The organism is Rhodococcus sp. NPDC003318, assembly GCF_042879035.1.
In the GTDB taxonomy this organism is placed as follows: domain Bacteria; phylum Actinomycetota; class Actinomycetes; order Mycobacteriales; family Mycobacteriaceae; genus Rhodococcus_G.
In genome coordinates this window covers 118,248-140,679 of sequence record NZ_JBIAOU010000001.1, presented here as the reverse complement: position 1 = coordinate 140,679, position 22,432 = coordinate 118,248, and the positions used below count along the sequence as shown (strand labels likewise).

Sequence of the window (22,432 nt, the reverse complement as noted above, 5' to 3'; positions counted from 1 at the left end):
TGGTGCTGCACGCCGCGCTGGCCGTGCTGCTCGCCCGCTCCAGCGGCGAATCCGACATCTCGGTCGGCTCCCCGGTGTCCGGGCGCGGCGAAGCCGGGCTCGACGACCTGGTCGGGATGTTCGTCGGGACCCTGGTCCTGCGGTCACGCGTGGAGGCGGCGGAACCGTTCGCGGACCTGCTCGACCGCATCCGCACCGCCGATCTCGCGGCGATGGGCCGGGTCGACCTGCCGTTCGAGGTGCTCGTCGACGCGATGCACCCGACCCGCACCACGGCGCACTCGCCGCTGTTCCAGGTGATGCTGGTGCTCCAGCCCGCCGTCGACGCGCACCTCGACCTGCCCGGCGTCACCGCGGACATCGAGGACGTCGACACGGGCACCGCGAAGTTCGACCTGCAGGTCATCGCGACGGAACACACCGGCGCCGCCGGCGAGCCCGGACCGCTCGAGACCCAGTTCTCCTATGCCCTGGACCTTTTCGAGCACACGACGGTGTCCGCGATGGCGGACCGGTTCGTGCGCATCCTCGAGTCGGTGGTCGCCGACCCTGCCGCCGTCGTCGGGGACCTGCCCGTCGTCGGAGCCGACGAGTACCGGCGGGTCGTCCAGGACTGGAACGACACCGGCGTCCCGCTACCCGGTGAGACGCTGCCGGAGGTGTTCGCGCATCAGGTCGCCCGCACCCCCGACGCCCCCGCGGTCACCTTCGGGGACCGCAGGTGGACCTACGCGCAGTTCGCGGCCCGCGTGGACGAGATGGCCCGCGCGCTGGTCGCGGCGGGGGTGGGGCCGGAGTCCCGGGTGGCGGTGGCGTTGCGCCGCTCCGACGACATGCTGCTGGCGATCTACGCGGTCGTGCGGGCCGGGGGCGCGTACGTGCCGCTCGACCCCGACAACCCGCCCGCCCGTATCCGGCACGTCCTGGACAACGCGTCGCCGGTGTGCGTGCTGTGCACCGCCGCCGAACGCGCGGCACTGCCCGAGGACGTGACGGCGCTCGAGGTCGACTCCCTCACCGCCGACGGTGAGGTGGAACTTCCTGTCCCGCATCCCGATTCGCTCGCCTACGTGCTCTACACCTCCGGCTCGACCGGCCGGCCCAAGGGTGTGGCGATCACCCACCGGGCCATCGTCAACCGGCTGCGCTGGATGCAGTCGAGCTACCCGCTCGACGCCACCGACGTGGTGCTGCAGAAGACACCGGTCACGTTCGACGTGTCGGTGTGGGAGTTGTTCTGGCCGTTGCAGACCGGGGCCCGGCTCGTCATCGCCGCCCCGGACGGTCACCGGGACCCCGACTACCTGTCCCGGGTCATCGCGTCCGAGCACGTGACCACCGCGCACTTCGTCCCGTCGATGCTGGCGACGTTCCTGTCCGCGGCCCGCCCCGACGACTGCGCCGGACTGCTGCGGGTGTTCTGCAGCGGCGAGGCGCTGCCGCCGTCGACCGCGCAGGCGTTCCGTCGGTTCTGCGGGGCCGCACTCCACAACCTGTACGGCCCCACCGAGGCCGCGGTCGACGTCACCGCCTGGGAGACGTCCGCGGCCGACACGACGACCGTGCCGATCGGTGCCCCGGTGTGGAACACCCGCCTCTACGTTCTCGATTCGCGGCTGCACCCGGTTCCGGTCGGGGTCCGCGGCGAGCTGTACCTCGCGGGCGTGCAGGTGGCCCGCGGCTACGTCGCCCGCCCCGACCTGACCGCCGACCGGTTCGTGGCGGATCCGTTCGCCGCCGCGGAGGGCCAGCTCGGTGCGCGCATGTACCGCACCGGTGACGTCGTGCGCTGGCTCGAGCGGCCCAGCCGTGCCCCCGGGCGACCGAGCAGCGGCGTGCTCGAGTACCTGGGCCGCACCGACTTCCAGGTCAAGCTGCGCGGTCAACGCATCGAGCTGGGCGAGGTGGAGGCGGCACTGCTCGCGGCGCCGCACGTCGCGCAGGCCGTGGTCACCGTCCACCGCGACGACATCACCGGCGAGTCGCTGATCGGGTATGTGGTCCCGGAGGCCGGGGCCGAGGTCGACCCGGCCGCGGTGCGGGCCACCGCGGCCGCCGAACTCGCCGCGTACATGGTGCCCGCCCAGATCATCGCGCTCGGCGAGTTCCCGCTCGGCGCGACCGGCAAGCTCGACCGCCGGGCCCTGCCGGAGCCGGAGTTCCTGGTGTCGTCGGCGGAGTTCGTGGCCCCGCGGAACCCGGTGGAGGAGATCCTCTGCTCGATCGTGGCGGACCTGCTGTCCCTGCCGCGGGTCGGCGTGCACGACAACTTCTTCGACCTCGGCGGCAACTCGCTGATCGCGGCGCGGCTCGTCGCCCGCGCCAACGCCGCGCTCGGCGGCGGCATCGGGGTCCGGGAGATCTTCGACGCACCGACGGTCGCGACGTTGGCGCTGCGGGTCGAGTCGGCGACCGCGGTGGCCGCGGACCGCCCCCCGCTGCGGCCGGCACTGCGGCCCGACCGGATTCCGCTGTCGCTGGCGCAGCAGCGGATGTGGTTCGTCAACCAGTTCGACACCACCTCGCCCGCCTACAACATCGCGATGGCGATCCGGCTGGCCGGCACGCTCGACGTCGCCGCCCTGCGGACCGCGGTCGCCGACGTCCTGGGCAGGCACGAGGCGCTGCGCACCCGGTTCCCGCTCACCGGGGGAACGCCCGCGCAGGAGGTGCTCGCGGTCGACGACGTGACCCCCGACCTGACGCCGACCCGGGTGCCGGAGGAGACGCTGCACGAGCGGATCGCGGACCTGGCGGGCACGGGTTTCGACGTCACCGCCGCGGCGCCCCTGCGGGCGGCGCTGTTCGAGTGCGCCCCCGACGACCATGTGCTGGTGATCGTCGTCCACCACATCTGCGCGGACGGATTCTCGATGGCGCCGCTGGCCCGGGACGTGATGTCGGCGTACGGGGCCCGCACCGCCGGGCTGGTGCCGCAGTGGGCGCCGCTGCCGGTGCAGTACGCCGACTTCACGATCTGGCAGCGCCGGGTCCTCGGGGACACCGAGGACCCGGACAGCCTGATGTCCGAACAGTTGGCCTACTGGACCCGGGCCCTCGACGGGCTCCCGGACCTGTTGCCGCTGCCGACGGACCGGCCGCGTCCACCCGAGCAGTCGCTGCGCGGCGCGGCGTACCCCTTCGTCCTCGACGCCGACCTGCACCACCGTCTCGTCGCGACCGCGCGCGAGCGGGGCACGACGGTGTTCATGGCGATGCACGCCGCTCTCGCGACGCTGCTGGCCCGCTCGTCCGGCACCACCGACATCGCGGTCGGCACCCCGATCGCCGGCCGCGGTGAACCCGAGCTCGACGACATGGTCGGCATGTTCGTCAACACCCTGGTGCTGCGCAGCCACGTACCGCCGGAGGTGTCGTTCACCGAGCTGCTCGGCACCGTCCGCGAGACCGACCTCGAGGCGTTCCACCGCTCGGACCTGCCGTTCGAACGGCTCGTCGACGCGCTGGCCCCGCAACGCACCACCGCGCACTCGCCGCTGTTCCAGGTGATGTTCGAGTTCCGCAACAACGAACGGCCCCGGCTGGAACTGCCGGCCCTGGCGGTGTCCGCGCTGGACCTCGGCACCGACATCGCGAACTACGACCTGCAGCTGACCTGCGCGGAGGAATTCGACACCGCCGGCGCCCCGGCCGGCATCTCCGCCGGATTAACCTACGCCACCGACCTTTTCGACAGGGACACGGTCGCCGAGTTCGCCCGGCGGCTGGTGCGGATCCTCGACGCCGTGACCGCGAACCCCGACCTCCCGGTCGGGGACGTGACGGTCCTCGACGCCGACACCGCGGCGTCGCTGGCGCCGGTGTGGGGACCGCCGCCGGTGCCCGAGGCCACCCTGCCGGAGCTGCTGGCCGCGGCGGTCGCCGCCGCGCCCGACAGCGACGCCCTGGTCGCCGAGGACGGACGGTGCAGCTACCGCGACCTCGATGCGCGCTCGAACCGGCTGGCGCGCATCCTCGCCGGCCTCGGCGCCGGACCGGAGACGGTGGTCGCGGTGGCACTGCCGCGGTCGGCGGCGTCGGTGTCGGCGGTGTGGGCGGTCGCCAAGACCGGGGCCGCGTTCGTCCCGGTCGACCCGCGGTATCCGCAGGACCGGATCCTGCACATGCTCGAGGACTCCGGTGCGGCACTGACGATCACCCTCGACCGGGACCGCGGCATCGTGCCCGACGGGATCGTCGGTGTCGTCCTCGACGATCCCCGGACCGTGGCGGCCGTCGACGCGGCGGACGCCGGTGCGATCGGCGATCCCGATCGCACCGGCGCGCTGAGCCTCGACCACCCCGCGTACCTGATCTACACCTCGGGGTCGACCGGCGTCCCGAAGGGGGTCGTGGTCACGCACCGCGGCCTGGCGAATCTCGCGGAGGACGAGCGCCGCCGGTACGCGATCACCGAACACTCCCGGACCCTGCACTTCTCGTCGCCGAGCTTCGACGCGTCGATCCTCGAACTGCTCCTCGCCGTCGGTGCGGGCGCGACGATGGTGATCGCGCCGCCGCAGCTGGTCGGTGGCGACGAACTCGCCGACCTGCTCCGCCGCGAACGGGTCACCCACGCGTTCATCACCCCGGCCGCACTGGCCTCCGTCGCCGCCGACGACCTGCCCGACCTGATGTGCGTGGCGACCGGCGGCGACACCTGCCCACCGGAACTGGTCCGGCAGTGGGTGCGTCCGGGCCGGAAGATGTTCAACGCGTACGGCCCCACCGAGGCGACGGTCGTCGCGACCGTGACCGGCCCGATGGACCCGGACCGGCCGGTTACGATCGGCGGCCCACCGGTCGGCTGCGCCGTCACCGTCCTCGACGACCGGCTGCACCCGGTCCCGGTCGGGGTGACCGGCGAACTGTACGTCACCGGCCCGTCCATCGCCCGCGGCTACCGGAACCGTCCCGGCACCACCGCGGAGCGGTTCGTCGCCGACCCGTTCACCGGCGGCCGCATGTACCGCACCGGAGATTTGGTGCGGTGGAACGACCTCGGTGAGCTCGAGTACCTCGGGCGCAGCGACTTCCAGGTCAAGATCCGCGGGTTCCGGATCGAACTCGGCGAGATCGAGTCGGCCCTGCTGCGGCACGACGCGATCGCCCGCGCTGTGGTCACCGCCCGCGACGACGGATCGGGTCGGCCGCGCCTCGTCGGGTACGTCGTGCCGGCGGTCCGCGCGGACGGCTCGATCGCCACCGTCGACGTCGCCGAGGTCCTGACGTTCGTCGCGGCCCGGCTCGCGCCCTACATGGTGCCCGCCACGCTGATGGTGCTGACCGAGCTGCCCGTCAGCCCCGTCGGCAAACTCGACCGCACGGCGCTGCCCGAGCCGGACTTCACGCCCCGCACCGGCATCCGGCGCGCCCCGGCGGGTGCCGCGGAAACCGTGCTCGCCGCGCTGTTCGCGGAGGTCCTCGGCGTCGGTGTCGACGAGATCGGCGTCGACGACTCGTTCTTCGCGCTCGGCGGCGACAGCATCATGTCGATCCAGCTGGTCGCGCGGGCCAAGGCGTCCGGTCTGCACCTCTCGCCGCGCGAGGTGTTCGAACACAAGACCGTTGCGGCGCTGGCCGCGGTCGCCCGGACCTGCGAGGCGGAGTCGCCGGTCCTCGAGGAACTGCCCGGCGGCGGCGTCGGCGACATGCCGCCGACACCGATCGTGCAGTGGCTGCTGCGGCGCGGCGGCGTCGAGGAGGACACGCAGACACTGCGATTCGGCCGGATGTCGCAGCCGACGCTGCTGCGGGCACCGCACGACCTGACCGATCTCGAACCACTCGTCGCCACCGTGCAGGCCCTGCTCGACCGGCACGACATGCTGCGGGCCCGGCTGCGGATCGACGAGGCCGCGCCCGGTGGCGCCGTGCTCGAGGTACGCCCCCAGGGTGCGGTCGACGCCGCGACGTGCGTGCGTCGCGTCGCGGTCCGGTCGGCCCCGGGCAGCCGGGAGTACACGCGGACCGCGCTGGCCGTCCTCGACGCCGCACAGGACCGGCTCGACCCCGAGGCCGGGGTGATGGTGCAGGTGGTGTGGCTGAACTCGACGTCCGGCGACGACCGCCTGATGGTGGTGGTCCACCACCTGGTCGTCGACGGGGTGTCGTGGCGGGTACTGGTACCCGATCTCGCGATCGCGTGGGCGCACGTGGCCGCCGGCCGGGCCCCGACGCTGCCCCCGGTGGGGACCTCGATGCGCCGGTGGGCGCACGCTCTCGCCGACGTCGCCGCGGACCGGCGCGACGAGCTCGACCTGTGGCGCGCCGTGCACACCGGCGACGACCCGCTGATCGGGTCGCGGCCGCTCGACCCCGAGGTCGACGTCGAGTCGACGGTGGACCGGGTGACGGTGGAACTGCCCGCCGACGTCAGCGACGGTGTCCTGACGGCCATCCCGGAGAAGTACCGCGGCAGCGTCGCCGACGGCCTGCTGACCGCGTTGACGCTGGCCCTGACCCGGTGGCGGCGCGACCACGGCCAACCGGTCGACGGCGGCACGCTGCTCGGGCTCGAGGGGCACGGCCGTGAGGACCAGGTGGTCGGTGGTGCCGACCTGTCCCGCACCGTCGGCTGGTTCACCTCGATCCACCCGCTGCGGCTGCACCTGCCCGACATCGACCTCGACGACGCGTTCGCGGGCGGCCGCGCGGCCGGCGCCGCCGTCAAGGCCGTCAAGGAGCAACTCCTCGCCATCCCCGACAGCGGGGTCGGCTACGGGCTGCTGCGGTACCTCGACCGCGACGCCGGCGACGAGCTGGCCGCGTATCCCGCCCCGCAGGTCAGTTTCAACTACCTGGGCCGATTCGCCACCGACCTGGCGGACGCCGGCGCCGACGCGGCGTGGACCCCGACCTCCGACGTCGACATGGAGCGGGTGCAGAACCGGGACATGCCGGTCGCGTCCGTCCTCGACGTCAACGCGGTGACCACCCTCGTCGGCGGCCGTCCGCGGCTGCGCGCCACCTGGGCGTTCCCGTCGGGCGTCGTCACCGCCGACGAGGTCCGCGCCGTCGCCGCGCTGTGGACCGACGCGCTCGCGGCGTTGGCCCGGCACGCCGCCACCCCCGACGCCGGTGGGCTCACCCCCTCCGACCTGGACCTGGTCGAGCTGGACCAGCCGACGATCGACCGGCTCGAGCAGCGTTACCCCGGACTGCGGGACGTCTGGTCCCTGGCGCCGCTGCAGTCCGGGCTGCTCTTCCACGCCGAGGCCGCGCAGGGCGGGGTAGCGCTGGACGGGGGAGCGGAGCGATCCGTCGACTCCTACACCGTGCAGTTGACACTCGCGGTGCGCGGCGCGGACCCCGCCCGGATCCGGCGCGCCGGGCAGGCGCTGCTGGACCGGCACCCGAACCTGCGGGCCGCGTTCACCGTCGACGACCGCGGCGCACCGCTGCAGGTGGTCGTCGACGGCGTCGAACTGCCGTGGCAGTACACCGATCTCACCGACGTCGGCGCCGAGCGCCGGGACGGTGCGCTGGCCCGGCTGATGGACGACGACCGGGCCCGCGGGTTCGACATGGACACCCCGCCGCTGCTGCGGATGACGATGGTGCGCACCGGCCCCGACGAACACCGCGTCGTGCTCACCCATCACCACATCCTGCTCGACGGCTGGTCGATGCCCCTGGTCCTGCGCGACCTGCTGACGCTGTACGCCACCGACGGGGACGCGTCGGACCTGCCGCGGGTGCAGCCGTACCGGGACTACCTGGCGTGGCAGGCCGGGCGGCCCGCCGACGAGTCCGTCCACGCCTGGGAGTCGGCGCTCGCCGGCGTCACCGACCCGACACTGCTCGACCACGGCACCGCGGCCGGTGCCCACGCGCACGAGGTACTCGTCGAGCTGGGCCCGGAGGTCACCGCGCGGCTGCGCGACCTGGCCCGCCACCGCGGCGCGACGGTGTCCACGATGATCCGCGCGGCGTGGGGAATCGTCCTCGGCGAGCTGACCGGACGCGACGACGTCGTCTTCGGCGGCACCGTCGCCGGGCGGCCACCGCAGATTCCCGGTATCGAACAGATGGTCGGGCTGTTCATCAACACCCTCCCCGTCCGGGTGACCCTGAACCCGCACGACACCCTCGTCGGCCTCCTCGAACGCCTCCAGGGCGAGCAGTCGGCGCTGCTCGACCACCACTACGTCGGGCTCTCCGACATCGTGCGGGCCGCCGGCCCCGGCGCCGTGTTCGACACCCTGACGGTGTTCGAGTCGTATCCGATCGACCGGGCCGCGCTGACCGCCGACACCGACATCGCCGGCATGCACGTCACCGGCATCCACGACACCGCCGACGCGGCGCACTACCCGCTGGCGTTGATCGCCTCCGACGACGACGCCCTGACCCTGAAGGTCGAGTTCTTCCCGGAACTGTTCGACCCCGACCACGCCCGCCGGCTCGCGCACCGGGTCGCGCGGGTCCTCACCACCCTGGTCGAGGACCCGGACCTGCCGTTGACGCGGCTGCGCCTGCTGTCCGCCGAGGAGGAATCCGATCTCGTGCCCGCCCGCGGCGCCGCCGCCACGCCCCGCCGGACACTGCCGCAGATCCTCACCGACGCCGCGGCCGTCGACCCGGAGGCCGTCGCCCTGCGGTACGGGGACCGGTCGGTCACCTACCGGGAGCTGGACGAGACGTCGACCCGACTGGCCCGGGTGCTGATCGCGCACGGCGCCGGCCCGGACACCGCGGTCGCGCTGTGCCTGGCCCGGTCGATCGACTCGGTCACCGCGATGTGGGCGGTCGCCAAGTCCGGCGCCGCGTTCGTGCCCGTCGACCCGCACTATCCGCCGGAGCGGGTCGCGCACATGCTCACCGATTCCGGTGCGGCCCTGGGCGTCACCGTCGGCGCCGTCCGGGAACTCCTGCCGGACCGGGTGATCTGGCTCGTCCTCGACGACCCCGACACCGCCGACGTGCTCGCGTCGGTCCCGGCCGCCGCGGTCACCGACGCCGACCGGTGCACCCCGCTGCGTCTCGACGACGCCGCGTACGTCATCTACACGTCGGGGTCGACCGGCGTACCCAAGGGTGTGGTCGTCACCCACCGCGGCCTGGACAACTTCGCCCACGAACTCGAGCAGCGTCTTCGCCCCGACCGGCACAGTCGCACACTGCACTTCGCGTCCCCGAGCTTCGACGGCGCCGTCCTCGACTACCTGCTCGCCTTCGGGACGGGGGCGACGATGGTCATCGCGCCCGCCTCCGTGTACGGCGGCGCCGAACTCGCCGGGCTGATCGCCGCCGAGCACGTCACGCACGCGTTCGTCACCACCGCCGGGCTCGAGACCGTCGACCCGGCCGGGCTCGGCGAGTTCACCGCCGTGCTCGTCGGCGGCGAGGCGTGCCCGCCGGAACTCGTCGCCCGCTGGGCCGCCGACCCGGTGCGCCGGTTCTTCAACGGGTACGGGCCGACCGAGGCGACGATCATGGCCGACATCAGCGACCCGCTGGCGCCCGGTGAACCGGTGAGCATCGGCGGTCCGGTCCTCGGGTCGTCGGAACTGGTGCTCGGCCCGCGGCTGCAACCGGTACCCGCCGGCGTACCCGGCGAGCTGTACCTGTGCGGGCCGGGCCTGGCGCGCGGCTACCACCGCAGGCCCGGCTTCACCGCGGGCCGGTTCGTCGCCAACCCGTTCGGGGAACCCGGGGAGCGGATGTACCGCACCGGCGACCTCGTGCGGTGGACCGACTCGGGTGAGCTGGAATACCTGGGCCGCAGCGACTTCCAGGTCAAGATCCGCGGCTTCCGCATCGAACTCGGCGAGATCGACTCGGCCGTCGCAGCCCACCCGGACGTGGACTTCGCGGTCACCCTCGCGCACCGGGTCGGGGAGAGCACACACCTGGCCGCCTACGTCACCACCCGCGAGCCGAGACCCACTCCCGCCGCGATCCGCGCGTTCGTCCGCGACCGCCTGCCCGGGCACATGGTTCCGGACACGGTCACCGTCCTCGACGAGATCCCGCTGACCCCGGTCGGGAAGCTGGACCGCGCCGCGCTGCCGATCCCGGACCTCGCGACCCTCACCGCGGAGTACACCCCGCCGGCCACCCCACTCGAGCAGACCGTGGCGGACCTGTTCGGCGAGGTGCTCGGCGTCGACCGCGTCGGCGCGGACGACGACTTCTTCGACCTCGGCGGCAACTCGCTGATCGCGACCCGCGTCGCGGCCCGGCTCGGGGCCACGCTCGGTGCCACCGTCGGCGTGCGGACCCTGTTCGAGGCGCGGACCGTCCGCGCGGTGGCCCGGGACGCCGCCGGGGTCGCCGCGGGCACCGGCCGGCCCGCGCTCGTCGCCGGCGACCGGCCGGCGCGGCTGCCGCTGTCGCCGGCGCAGCAGCGGATGTGGTTCCTCAACCAGTTCGACCCCGAATCCCCGGCCTACAACATTCCCCTCGCGGTCCGGCTCTCCGGCGACCTGGACGTCGACGCGCTCGCCGCGGCCCTGCGGGACGTCGCGCAACGACACGAGTCGCTGCGGACCGTCTACCCGCTCGGCCCGGACGGCGAACCCGAACAGGTCGTCCTGGCGGTGCCCGAGACCGTCGGTCTCGAGGTCCACCCGGTGACCGACGACCAGCTGACCGACCGGCTCGCCGACTTCGTGTCGGGCGGCTTCGACGTGACCGCGGCGGTGCCGATCCGGACGGCCCTGTTCACCACCGGACCGCGCGAGCACGTCCTCACGATCGTCGTGCACCACATCTGCGCGGACGGCTTCTCCATGGCGCCGCTCGCCCGGGACGTGATGGCCGCCTACGCGATCCGGCGGCTCGGCGGCGTCCCCGAACGCGTCCCGCTCGAGGTGCAGTTCGCCGACTTCGCGCTGTGGCAGCGACGCCTGCTCGGCGATCCCGACGACCCGCGGTCCCGGTTCGCGCGCCAACTCGACCACTGGACACGGGAACTCGCGGGCCTGCCCGAGGTGCTGCCGCTGCCGACGGACCGGCCGCGGCCGGTGCAGCGGTCGCTGCACGGCGCCCGGATCCCGCTGCGGATCGACGCCGACACCCACACCGCGCTCGCGGACCTGGCCCGCTCCCGCGGCGCGACGATGTTCATGACGATGCACGCGGCCCTGGTGGTGCTGCTGGCCCGGATCAGCGGCGTCGACGACCTCGCGGTCGGCACCCCGGTCGCGGGCCGCGGGGAGGCCGCGCTCGACGAGATGGTCGGCATGTTCGTCGGCACCCTCGTGCTGCGCAGCCCCGTCCCCCCGGAGGACTCGTTCCGGGACCTGATCGCAGCGCTGCGGGCCCGCGACGTCACCGCGTTCGAGAACACCGACCTGCCGTTCGAGGTGCTCGTCGACGCCCTCGCCGGCGACCGCTCGACCAGCCACACCCCGCTGTTCCAGGTGCTCATCGAGTTCCAGAACAACGAACTGCCGGTACTGCGGCTGCCCGGGCTGACGGTGACCCCGGTCGAACCCGACCTGCCCGTCGCCAAGTTCGACCTGCAACTGACCCTGGCGGAGACGTTCACCGAGGACGGCGCGCCCGCCGGCATGAGCGGCGCCCTGACCTACGCCACCGACATCTTCGACCCGAGCACCGCCCAGTCGCTCGCCGACCGGTTCGGCCGGCTGCTGGGCACGCTCACCACCCACCCGGACCGCCCGGTCGGCGACCTCGACCTGTGCACCGAGGGCGAACAGGCGGTGATGGACACCGAGTGGAACCGGCCCGGACGCGTCGCCCCGCCGCGCACCCTCGCCGACCTGTTCGCCGACGCGGCGGCCACCCACCCGGACGCCGTCGCGGTCACCGCCCCCGATGCTGCGCTGACCTACGCCGAGCTCGACGCCCGCGCCAACCGGCTCGCCCGGGTCCTCGCCGGTCGCGGCGCGGGACCGGAAACCCTGGTGGCAGTGGCACTTCCGCGGAGCGCCGAGCTGATCGTCGCGCTGCTCGCGGTGATCAAGGCCGGCGCCGGCTACCTGCCGCTCGACGTCGGCTACCCACCCGACCGGCTCGCGTACATGCTCGCCGACGCGCACCCGGTGTGCACCCTGACGGTGGCGGCGGAGGCCGATCGGGTCCCGCACTCCGCGGTCCCGACGGTGCTCCTCGACGACCCGGTGGTGATCCGTCGGATCGGCGCGGCCGCACCGGATCCCGTCACCGACGCCGACCGCACCGCACCGCTGGACCCGGCCGCGGTCGTCTACGTCATCTACACGTCCGGGTCCACCGGACGACCGAAGGGCGTGCAGGTCGCGCACCGGAACGTGCTGACCCTGTTCGAGAACACCCGCGACGCGTTCGCCTTCGACGCCACGGACGTGTGGACGATGTTCCACTCGTACGCCTTCGACTTCTCCGTGTGGGAGCTGTGGGGACCGCTGCTGCACGGCGGTCGCCTCGTCGTCGTCGACCACGACACCGCCCGGTCCCCGGAACTGTTCCTCGACCTGCTCGAGCGGGAACGGGTCACCGTCCTCAACCAGACGCCGACCGCGTTTTACCAACTCGCCGAGGCCGACCGGGCGGCCGGTGGCGCGGACCTGCTCTCGGCCCTGCGGTACGTGATCTTCGGTGGCGAGGCACTCGACTTCGCCCAGCTCGGACGGTGGTACCGCCGCCACGACCCGTCCGCGCCGGAACTGGTGAACATGTACGGCATCACCGAGACCACCGTCCATGTCACCCGGCTGCCGCTGGACCCGGTGCTCGCGGAGACGAGTTCCGCGAGCGTCGTGGGCCGGGCCGTCGACGGGCTGCACGTGGCGGTCCTCGACCGGCGCCTGCGGCCGGTGCCGCCCGGCGTGGTCGGGGAGATGTACGTCACCGGCGACCAGGTCTCCCGCGGCTACCTCGGCCGGCCCGACCTCACGGCCGCCCGGTTCGTCGCCACCGCGGACGGCCGGCGCCGCTACCGGACCGGTGACCTGGCCCGCTGGAGCCACGCCGGTCGGCTCGAGTACCTCGGCCGCAGCGACATGCAGGTCAAGATCCGCGGCTTCCGCATCGAACTCGGCGAGATCGAGGCCGCGGCACTGCGGTTCCCCGGGATCGCGGCCGCGGTCGCGACCGTCCACGAGGACGGCGCGGGACGGACCCGGCTGGTCGGGTACGTGGTCCCCGAACCCGCTGCCGCGCTCGACCGCGCCGCGCTGCGTGACCACCTCGCCGGCGAACTCGCCTCGCACATGGTGCCCGCCACGTTCGTCGAACTCGACCGGCTGCCGCTGACCGCGAACGGGAAACTGGACCGCACCGCGCTGCCGGAACCGGACTTCGGTGAACTGGCCGGCGCGGGACGGGACCCGGCCAGCGCCACCGAGACGGTGCTCGCCGCGCTGTTCGCGGAGGTCCTCGGCATCGACCACGTCGGCATCGACGACTCGTTCTTCGCCCTCGGCGGCGACAGCATCATGTCGATCCAGCTGGTCGCCCGCGCCAAGGACGCCGGGCTCCTGCTCACCCCGCGGCAGGTGTTCGAACACAAGTCGGTCGCCGCCCTCGCCGCGGTCGCCGAACGCGCCGTCGCCACCGGACCCGTGCTCGCGGAGCTGCCCGGCGGCGGGGTGGGGGAGTTCCCCGCGACGCCGATCGTCCGCTGGTTCCTCGACCGGGCCGGCGCCGGCGATCTGTCGCACTACACGCAGTCCGCCCTGCTGACGCTGCCCGCCGGGGCGCGGCGCGAACAGCTCGAACGCACCCTCGGCGCCGTCCTGGACCGCCACGACATGCTGCGGGCCCGGCTGCACCGCGACCGCGCGACCGTGACGGTCGCCGTGCCCGGCTCCGTCGACCCGGCCGCGGTCCTGACCCGGGTGTCGGTGGGCGCCGTGACCGGCCCCGACTTCGAGCGGGTGGCGTCCGTCGCGCTCGCCGAGGCCGCCGACCGGCTCGATCCGGAAGCCGGAAACGTGCTGCAGGCGGTGTGGTTCGACCCGCCCCGGGGCTCCGGGCGTCTGCTGCTCGTCCTGCACCACCTCGCCGTCGACGGTGTGTCCTGGCGGGTCCTCGTGCCGGACCTGGCAATCGCGTGGGCCCACCTCGGGGAGGACCGCGACCCCGACCTCGCCGCGGTCGGCACCTCGATGCGCACCTGGGCGCACGCCCTCGCCGCGGCCGACCGCAGCGCCGAACTCGACCACTGGCGGTCGGTGCTCGCCGCACCCGACCCGGTTCTCGGGAGCCGGCCCCTCGACCCGGCCGTGGACGTCGCGGGCACGCTCGGACGGGTCCGCGTTCAGGTGCCTGCCGACGTCACCGAGCAACTGCTCACCGCGGTGCCGGAATCGTTCCACGGCACCGTCACCGACGGCCTGCTGACCGCGCTGGCGCTGGCGTTGACGCAGTGGCGCGCCGACCGCGGACAGACGCACACCGACGCCCTGGTCGCGCTCGAAGGCCACGGCCGGGAGGAGGCCGCGGCGCCGGGCGCCGACCTGGCCCGCACCGTCGGCTGGTTCACCACCCTCTACCCGGTCCGGCTCGACCTCGCGGGCATCGACCTGGACCGCGCGTTCGACGCCGGACCGTCCACGGGCGCCGCGATCAAGGCGGTCAAGGAACAGCTGCTGACCGTCCCGGACCACGGCGTCGGGTTCGGGCTCCTGCGGCACCCGGCGACCGGGGAGTCGGCGCTGTCCGATCTGCGGAGCCCGCAGGTCGGCTTCAACTACCTGGGCCGGCTCGGCGGTTCCGTCCCCGACACCGGCACGGGATGGCTGCCCGTCTCCGACATCGACCTCGACGACACCCCGAGCCCCGATCTGCCCGTCGCCACCGTCCTCGACGTCAACGCCGTCACCCTCACCGGCCCCGACGGCCCCCACCTGCGGGCCACCTGGGACTTCCCGACCGGAGTCCTGTCCGCCGAGGAGGTCACCCTGCTCGCGGACCTGTGGGTCGACGCGCTCACCGCCGTCGCCCGGCACGCCGCCGACCCCGACGCCGGCGGGCTGACCCCGTCGGACCTCGACCTCGTCGACCTCGACCAGCCGACGATCGACCGGCTCGAGGCGCGCTACCCGGACCTGTCCGACGTCTGGTCCCTCGGACCGCTGCAGTCCGGTCTGCTGTTCCACACCCGGCTCGCCGAACACACCGTCGACCCCTACGTCGTCCAGCTGACCCTGGAGCTGGGCGGCGCCGTCGACGCGGACCGGCTGCGCCGCGCCGGCCAGTCGCTGCTGGACCGGCATCCGAACCTGCGGGCGGCGTTCCTGCACGACCCGGACGTCCAGGTGATCCCCCGCCACACCACCCTGCCGTGGGCGGCGGTCGACCTGACCGCCACCGACCGCGCGGCCGCGGAGGCCGAGTTCGCCGCGCTCCTCGACGCCGACCGCACCGCCGGTTTCGACATGACCCGCCCGCCGCTGCTGCGGATGCTGTTCGTGACCCTGGCGCCGGGGGAGTACCGGCTGGTGCTGACGAACCACCACATCCTGCTCGACGGCTGGTCCACGCCGCTGATCCTGCGGGACCTGCTCACCCTCTACGCGACCGACGCGGATTCCTCGAACCTGCCGCGGGTGCGGCCCTACCGGGACTACCTGCAGTGGCTCGCCGGCCGCGACCACGCGGAATCGGCCGCCGCGTGGCGCGCCGGATTCGCCGACCTGGCGGACCCGACCCTGCTCGTCCCGACCGCGCCGGGCGATCCGGCGCCCGCCGGGTCCCGCGAGTACGCCGTCACCCTCGCCGGTGCGGACACCGAGCGCCTGCGTGCCCTCGCCCGGAGTCGCGGCGTCACCGTCAACACCGTGGTCCAGGCGGCGTGGGGGCTGGTGCTCGGCGCGCTGACCGGCCGCAGCGACGTCACGTTCGGTGCCACCGTCTCCGGTCGACCGCCGCAACTGCCCGGCATCGAGGAGATGGTCGGCCTGTTCATCACGACGGTCCCGGTCCGGGTCACCCTCGACCCCGCCGAGACGCTCGGCGCCCTCCTCGACCGGATCCAGTCCGAACAGGCGGCCCTGCTCGACCACCACCTGCTCGGGCTGCCCGCGATCGCGCGGGCCGCCGGCCCCGGCGCCACCTTCGACACCCTGACCGTGTTCGAGTCGTACCCCGTCGACCGTGCCGGCCTCACCGCGGACACCGACATCGCCGGCCTCCGGGTCACGGGCATCAGCGGACGCGACTCGGCGCACTACCCGTTGGCGCTGGTGGCATCGGAATCGGTTGCGGAGCAAGGCCACACGCGCCTGCACCTGAAGTTCGAGTACTCCGACGCCTTCGGCGCGGGCGAGGTCGCGGTGATCGCGGACCGGGTCCGGCGGGTGCTCACGCTGCTGACCGACCGGCCCGACCTCCCGGTGGCGCGGACCCACGCGCTCGACGCGACCGAACTCGCCGACCTGCTACCCGTCACCGGCCCGGACGGGCGGTCCGACCGCAGCCTGCCGCAGATCCTCACCGACGGCGCGGCGATCGACCCCGACGCGATCGCGCTGCGACTGGGCGACCGCGAGGTCACCTACCGGCAGCTCGACGAGGAGTCGAACCGGTTGGCGCGCATGCTGATCGAACTCGGCGCCCGACCGGAGACGTTCGTCGCCGTCGGCGTCGCCCGGTCCGTCTCGTCGGTGCTGTGCATGTGGGCGGTCGCCAAGACCGGGGCCGCGTTCGTCCCGGTCGACCCGAACTATCCGGCCGACCGGATCGCGCACATGCTCACCGATTCCGGTGCCACCGTCGGGCTCGCGACGACCGCCCACCGGGGGCGGTTGCCCGACTCGGTGCCGTGGCTTTACCTCGACGCACCGGACTTCGCGCAGCGGTGCGCCGACCGGTCCTCGGCGCCGGTCACCGACGCCGACCGGCTCGCCCCGATCGACCTCGCCAACACCGCCTACCTCGTCTACACGTCGGGGTCGACCGGAACCCCGAAGGGGGTGGTGGTCACCCACACCGGCCTCGACAACTTCGCCCGCGACCAGATCGACCGCTTCGGCGCCCGGCCCGGATCCCGCACCCTGCACTTCTCCACCCCCAGCTTCGACGGCGCCGTGTTCGAGTACCTGCAGGCGTTCGGCGCGGGCGCCACGATGGTGCTCGCGGCGCCGACCGTCTACGGCGGCACCGAACTCGCGCACCTGATCAAGGCCGAGGGCGTCACCCACGCGTTCGTCACCACCGCGGCGCTGGCCACCGTCGACCCGGCCGGTCTCGACGCGTTCACCCACGTCGTGGTCGGCGGCGAAGCCTGCCCGCCGGACCTGGTGACCCGCTGGGCGCCGGGCCGCGAACTGCACAACGCGTACGGGCCCACCGAGACGACGGTCATGTCGAACATCAGCACCCCGATGTCGCCGGACCGGCCGATCACCCTCGGCGGCCCGGTCCGCGGCGTGCAGGAACTGGTCCTCGGCACCCACCTGCAACCCGTCCCCGTCGGGGCGCCCGGTGAGCTGTACATCTGCGGCGTCGGCCTGGCCCGCGGCTACCACCGCCGCCCCGGATTCACCGCGACCCGCTTCGTCGCCAACCCGTACGCGCCGGGGGAGCGGATGTACCGCACCGGCGACATCGTCCGCTGGACCCACGGCGACGGCGGTGAGTACACCCTCGAGTACCTCGGCCGCAGCGATTTCCAGGTCAAGATCCGCGGCTTCCGCATCGAACTCGGCGAGATCGACACCGCGATCGCCGCCCATCCCGGCGTCGGCTTCGCCGTCACCCTCGCCGTCCCCGGCCCGGCCGGCGACACCGCACTGGCCGGATACGTGATGCCCGCGACCGGCCACCACGTCGACCCCGGGGACCTGACGGCGGAACTGTCCCGCCGACTGCCCGCCCACATGGTGCCCACCAGCATCACCGTGCTCGACGAGATCCCGCTGACCGCGGTCGGCAAACTGGACCGGTCGGCCCTGCCCGCCCCGCGGTTCGCTCCGGTGGCCGCCGCCTACACCGCGCCCCGCACCGACCTCGAGCGGACCGTCGCCGACGTGTTCGCGGAGGTCCTCGGTCTCGAACGGATCGGCATCGACGACAACTTCTTCGAGATCGGCGGCAACTCCCTGGTCGCGACCCGCGTCACCGCCCGCCTCGGCACCGAACTCGACGTGAGCGTCGGGGTCCGGGCCCTGTTCGAGGCGCCGACGGTGCGTGCCCTCGCCCGCCGCATCGACGAGAGCGACCGCGGCATCGAACGCCTCGCCCTGACCGCCGGACCGAGACCCGACCGGATCCCGATCTCCCTCGCCCAGCAACGGATGTGGTTCCTCAACCAGTTCGACACCACGTCCCCGGCCTACAACATCCCCCTCGCCGTGCGGCTGACCGGCGAACTGGACGTGGCCGCTCTGCACGCCGCGGTCGCCGACGTCCTGGACCGGCACGAGGCGCTGCGCACCAAGTTCCCCGTCGTCGACGGCGAACCGTGCCAGGTCGTCGTCCCGACCACCGAGGCCCTCACGGAGTTCGCCATCGAGGACGTCGCCGAGGCGGAACTGCTCACCCGGATCACCGAATTCGCGGTCCGCGGTTTCGACGTCACCGCCGGAGCCCCGATCCGCGCGGCCCTGTACACCCTGTCACCGCGCGAACACGCACTCGTCGTGGTCGTACACCACATCAGCGCCGACGGCGCCTCCCTCGCCACCCTCGCCCGGGACGTGATGAGCGCCTACGTCGCCCGCGCCGCCGGCCGCACCCCGCAGTGGGCGCCGCTGCCCGTGCAGTACGCTGACTTCACGCTGTGGCAGCACCGGGTGCTCGGCTCCGAGGACGACGAGCGGTCCCTGCTCGCGCGGCAGTGGCACCACTGGCGTGACGCCCTGGCCGGGCTGCCCGACGTGATCGCGCTGCCCACCGACCGGCCACGTCCGCTGCAGCAGACGCTGCGCGGCGACCGCGTCGAGTTCACCGTCCCCGCGGACCTGCACCGCGCGATCACCGACCTGGCTCGCGACCACGGCGCCACGGTCTTCATGGCCGTGCACGCCGCGTACGCACTGATGCTCGCCCGGCTCGGCGACACCGACGACATCGCGATCGGCACCCCGATCGCCGGTCGCGGCGACCCCGCCCTCGACGAGATGATCGGCATGTTCGTCGGCACCCTGGTGCTGCGCACCCGGATCGACGCGGCGACCTCGTTCACCGAACTGCTCGACCACGTCCGCGAGGTCGACCTCGACGCGTTCGCCCACTCCGACCTGCCGTTCGAACTGCTCGTCGAGAAGCTCAACCCGCCCCGCTCGACCGCCTACTCGCCGCTGTTCCAGGTCTCGCTCGAATTCCAGAACACCGAATCGCCGCGGCTCGACCTGCCCGGACTGACCGCCGAGGCCGTCGACCTGTCGACGCGGGTTGCGAAGGAGGACCTCGAGCTGATCCTCGCCGAACGATTCGACGACGACCGCAACCCGGCGGGCATGACCGCCGCGTTCGACTTCGCAACCGACCTGTTCGACCCGGGCACCGTGCACGCCCTCGCCGAACGGTTCCTGCGGATCCTGCGCGCCGTCACCCGCGACCCGGCCCGCGCCGTCGGCGACATCGGCATCCTCGGCGCCACCGAACTCGCCGAGTACGCACCGGCCCACGGCCGCGCCGGCGGCACCCCCCGCCTGTGGCCGGAGCTGCTGTCGGCGGCGGCCGAGGTCGACCCCGACGCGGTCGCGGTGACCTTCGCGGGCCGCCGGGTCACCTACCGGGAACTCGACGCCCGCTCGAACCGGTTGGCACGCGCCCTGATCGCGCGCGGCGTCGGACCGGAAACGTTCGTCGCGTTGGGGCTGTCCCGGTCGGTGGAGGAGATCCTCGCCATCTGGGCGGTGGCCAAGGCGGGCGCCGGGTTCGTCCCGGTCGACCCGACGTACCCGGGCGAACGCATCGACTACATGCTCCGTGACTCCGCGGCCGTCCTCGGACTGACCGTCGCCGAACACCGCGACCGCCTGCCCGGCACGGTGCCGTGGCTCCACCTCGACGACACCCTGGACGCCGAACTCACCCGGCGCTCCGCCGAACCGGTCACCGACGCCGACCGGACGACACCGCTGCACCTGGCGCACCCGGCGTACCTGATCTACACGTCCGGCTCCACCGGTCTGCCCAAGGGAGTCGTCATCACCCACCGCGGCATCGCGAACCTCACCGCGGAGGAACACGACCGGTTCAAGGTGACGCCGCAGTCGCGGGTCTCGCACCTGGCGTCGCCGAGCTTCGACGCCTCCGTGTTCGAACTGATGATGGCGTTCGGGGCCGGCGCCCGCGTGGTGATCGTGCCGCCCACCGTCTTCGGCGGCACCGAGCTGGCCGACCTGCTGCGCCGTGAGCGCGTCACCCACGCGTTCATCACGCCGACCGCGCTGTCGTCGATGGACGACCGGGGTCTCGACGACCTGACCGTGCTCGCGGTCGCCGGCGAGGCCTGCCCACCCGAACTGGTCGCGAAATGGGCACGCGGGCGCAGCATGTTCAACGGGTACGGGCCGACGGAGACGACCATCCAGGCCAGCGTCAGCGACGCGATGCGCGCCGACGAACCCGTCGACATCGGCCGCCCCGCAATCGGATTCGAGGAGATGATCCTCGACACCCGGATGCAGCCGGTGCCGGTGGGGGTGCCGGGCGAACTGTACATCGCGGGGCCGGGACTCGCGCGCGGCTACCACCACCGTCCGGGCCTGACGGCGGGCCGGTTCGTCGCCAACCCGTTCGGCGACCCCGGCACGACGATGTACCGCACCGGTGACGTCGTGCGGTGGCGTCGCGCCGGCGACGGCCGGTTCACCGTGGAGTACCTGGGGCGCAGCGACTTCCAGGTCAAGGTGCGCGGCTTCCGCATCGAACTCGGCGAGATCGACGCGGTCCTCGCCGGGCACCCGGCGCTCACGTTCGCCGCCACCATCGGCTACACCGCGCCGTCCGGTTCGACCCTGCTCGCCGCGTATGTGGTCGGCGGCGACGGACTCACCCCGGACCCGGGGGAGATCCGCGCCTACGCCGCGGCCCGCCTGCCCGCCCACATGGTGCCCGCCGCGGTCACCGTGATGGACTCCGTCCCGATGACCCCGGTCGGTAAGCTCGACCGCCGGGCGCTGCCCGCCCCCGACTTCGGGACCCGCGCCGACCTCTACCAACCTCCGCGCACCGCAACCGAACACGCCGTCGTCGCGGTGTTCGAGGAGGTGCTCGGCGTCGACCGGGTCGGGGTCGCCGACAGCTTCTTCGACCTCGGCGGCAACTCCATCGTCGCCACCCGCCTCGTCGCCGCGATCGCCGACCGGCTCGGGCGGCGGCTGCCGCTGCAGGCGGTGTTCCTCGACCCGACCCCGCGTGGGCTGGCACTGGCCGTCGACGAACCGAGCCGGGCCGCACCGGTCGACGCGGCGCTGAGCGTCCTGATCCCGCTGCGGACCAGCGGTGACAAGGCCCCGTTGTTCTGCATCCATCCCGGGATCGGGTTGTCGTGGGGATACGCCGGTCTGATCCGGCACCTGTCCGCCGACCGCCCCGCCTACGGACTGCAACTGCCCGTCATCAGCGGGGGACCGAGCTTCACGTCCGTCACGCAACTCGCACACCGGTACGTCCAGGAGATGGTCTCGGTGCAGCCGCACGGCCCCTACCACCTGCTCGGCTGGTCGCTCGGCGGTGTCATCGCCCACGCGATCGCCGTCGAACTGCGCTCGCGGGGTGAACAGGTCGCCACCCTCGCCGTGATGGACAGCTACGTCGACCTCGACGAGGACACCCCCGACTCGCTGACCGTCGCCGAACTGCTGCACGGGCTCGGCCTCGACCTACCCGACGCCGACGAGGGGACCCTCACCTACGACCGGGCCGTCGAACTGCTCGACGAATCGTTCGGCCAGAACACCGGCCTGACCGCCGTCCACCTGCAACGCATCAACGCCGGATTCACCGACTCCGCGCGGATCATGCGCAGTTTCGCCCCCGACGTCTTCGACGGCGACATGCTGTTCTTCCGCGCCGGACGCACCACCGAGAACCGGCACACCCCGCGGGAGTGGGAGGGCGCCGTCACCGGCGGCATCCGCGAGATCGAGATCGACTGTGAGCACAACCAGATGATCGAACCCGACGTCCTCGCCGCCGTCGGTCCCGTGCTCGACGAGTACCTGACCAGCCACTAGACCGACAGCACGGCGACGCGCCGATCAACCCCGCTGACCGCGAGGGCCCGGCGGGCCTGGGGACCGCAGATCACGACCAACCGTTCACCGCGGGAGTGGAGGAAGTCGGCGGCGGCGTCGATCACGGACAGCGCAGCGCACCCGACGAACGGTACCTCACGCAGGTCGAGCACGATCGTGCACGGATCGACGACGCATTCGCCCAGACGGGAGCCGAGATGCGCCGCGGTGGTCACGTCGAGATCCCCGAGGACCCGCACGAGAGCGTATCCCGCGCAGGGTTTCTCGACGTCGACGACCAGGTGCACTCCGGGGCCGGTGTGAGTGGGGCCGGGTGTGGAATCCAT

Annotated in this window: 2 protein-coding genes (1 of these 2 running past the window's edge); one reads left to right on the top strand and one right to left on the bottom strand. The window is 73.2% G+C overall.

Annotated features, from left to right (window positions below; translation table 11 throughout):
* Nucleotides 1-22,085 carry the 3' portion of a non-ribosomal peptide synthase/polyketide synthase gene (locus tag ACFYVR_RS00615; RefSeq protein WP_387468663.1) on the top strand. Its footprint begins 4,672 nt before the window's first position, so the window shows 22,085 of its 26,757 coding nt (coding positions 4,673-26,757); the start codon falls outside the window, past its left edge; it ends in the stop codon at nt 22,083-22,085.
* On the opposite strand, the gene ACFYVR_RS00610 is transcribed toward ACFYVR_RS00615, so the two are convergent.
* Nucleotides 22,082-22,432, bottom strand: a complete 351-nt coding sequence (locus ACFYVR_RS00610; RefSeq protein WP_387468662.1) for an STAS domain-containing protein — start codon at nt 22,430-22,432, stop codon at nt 22,082-22,084. The genes ACFYVR_RS00615 and ACFYVR_RS00610 overlap by 4 nt on opposite strands.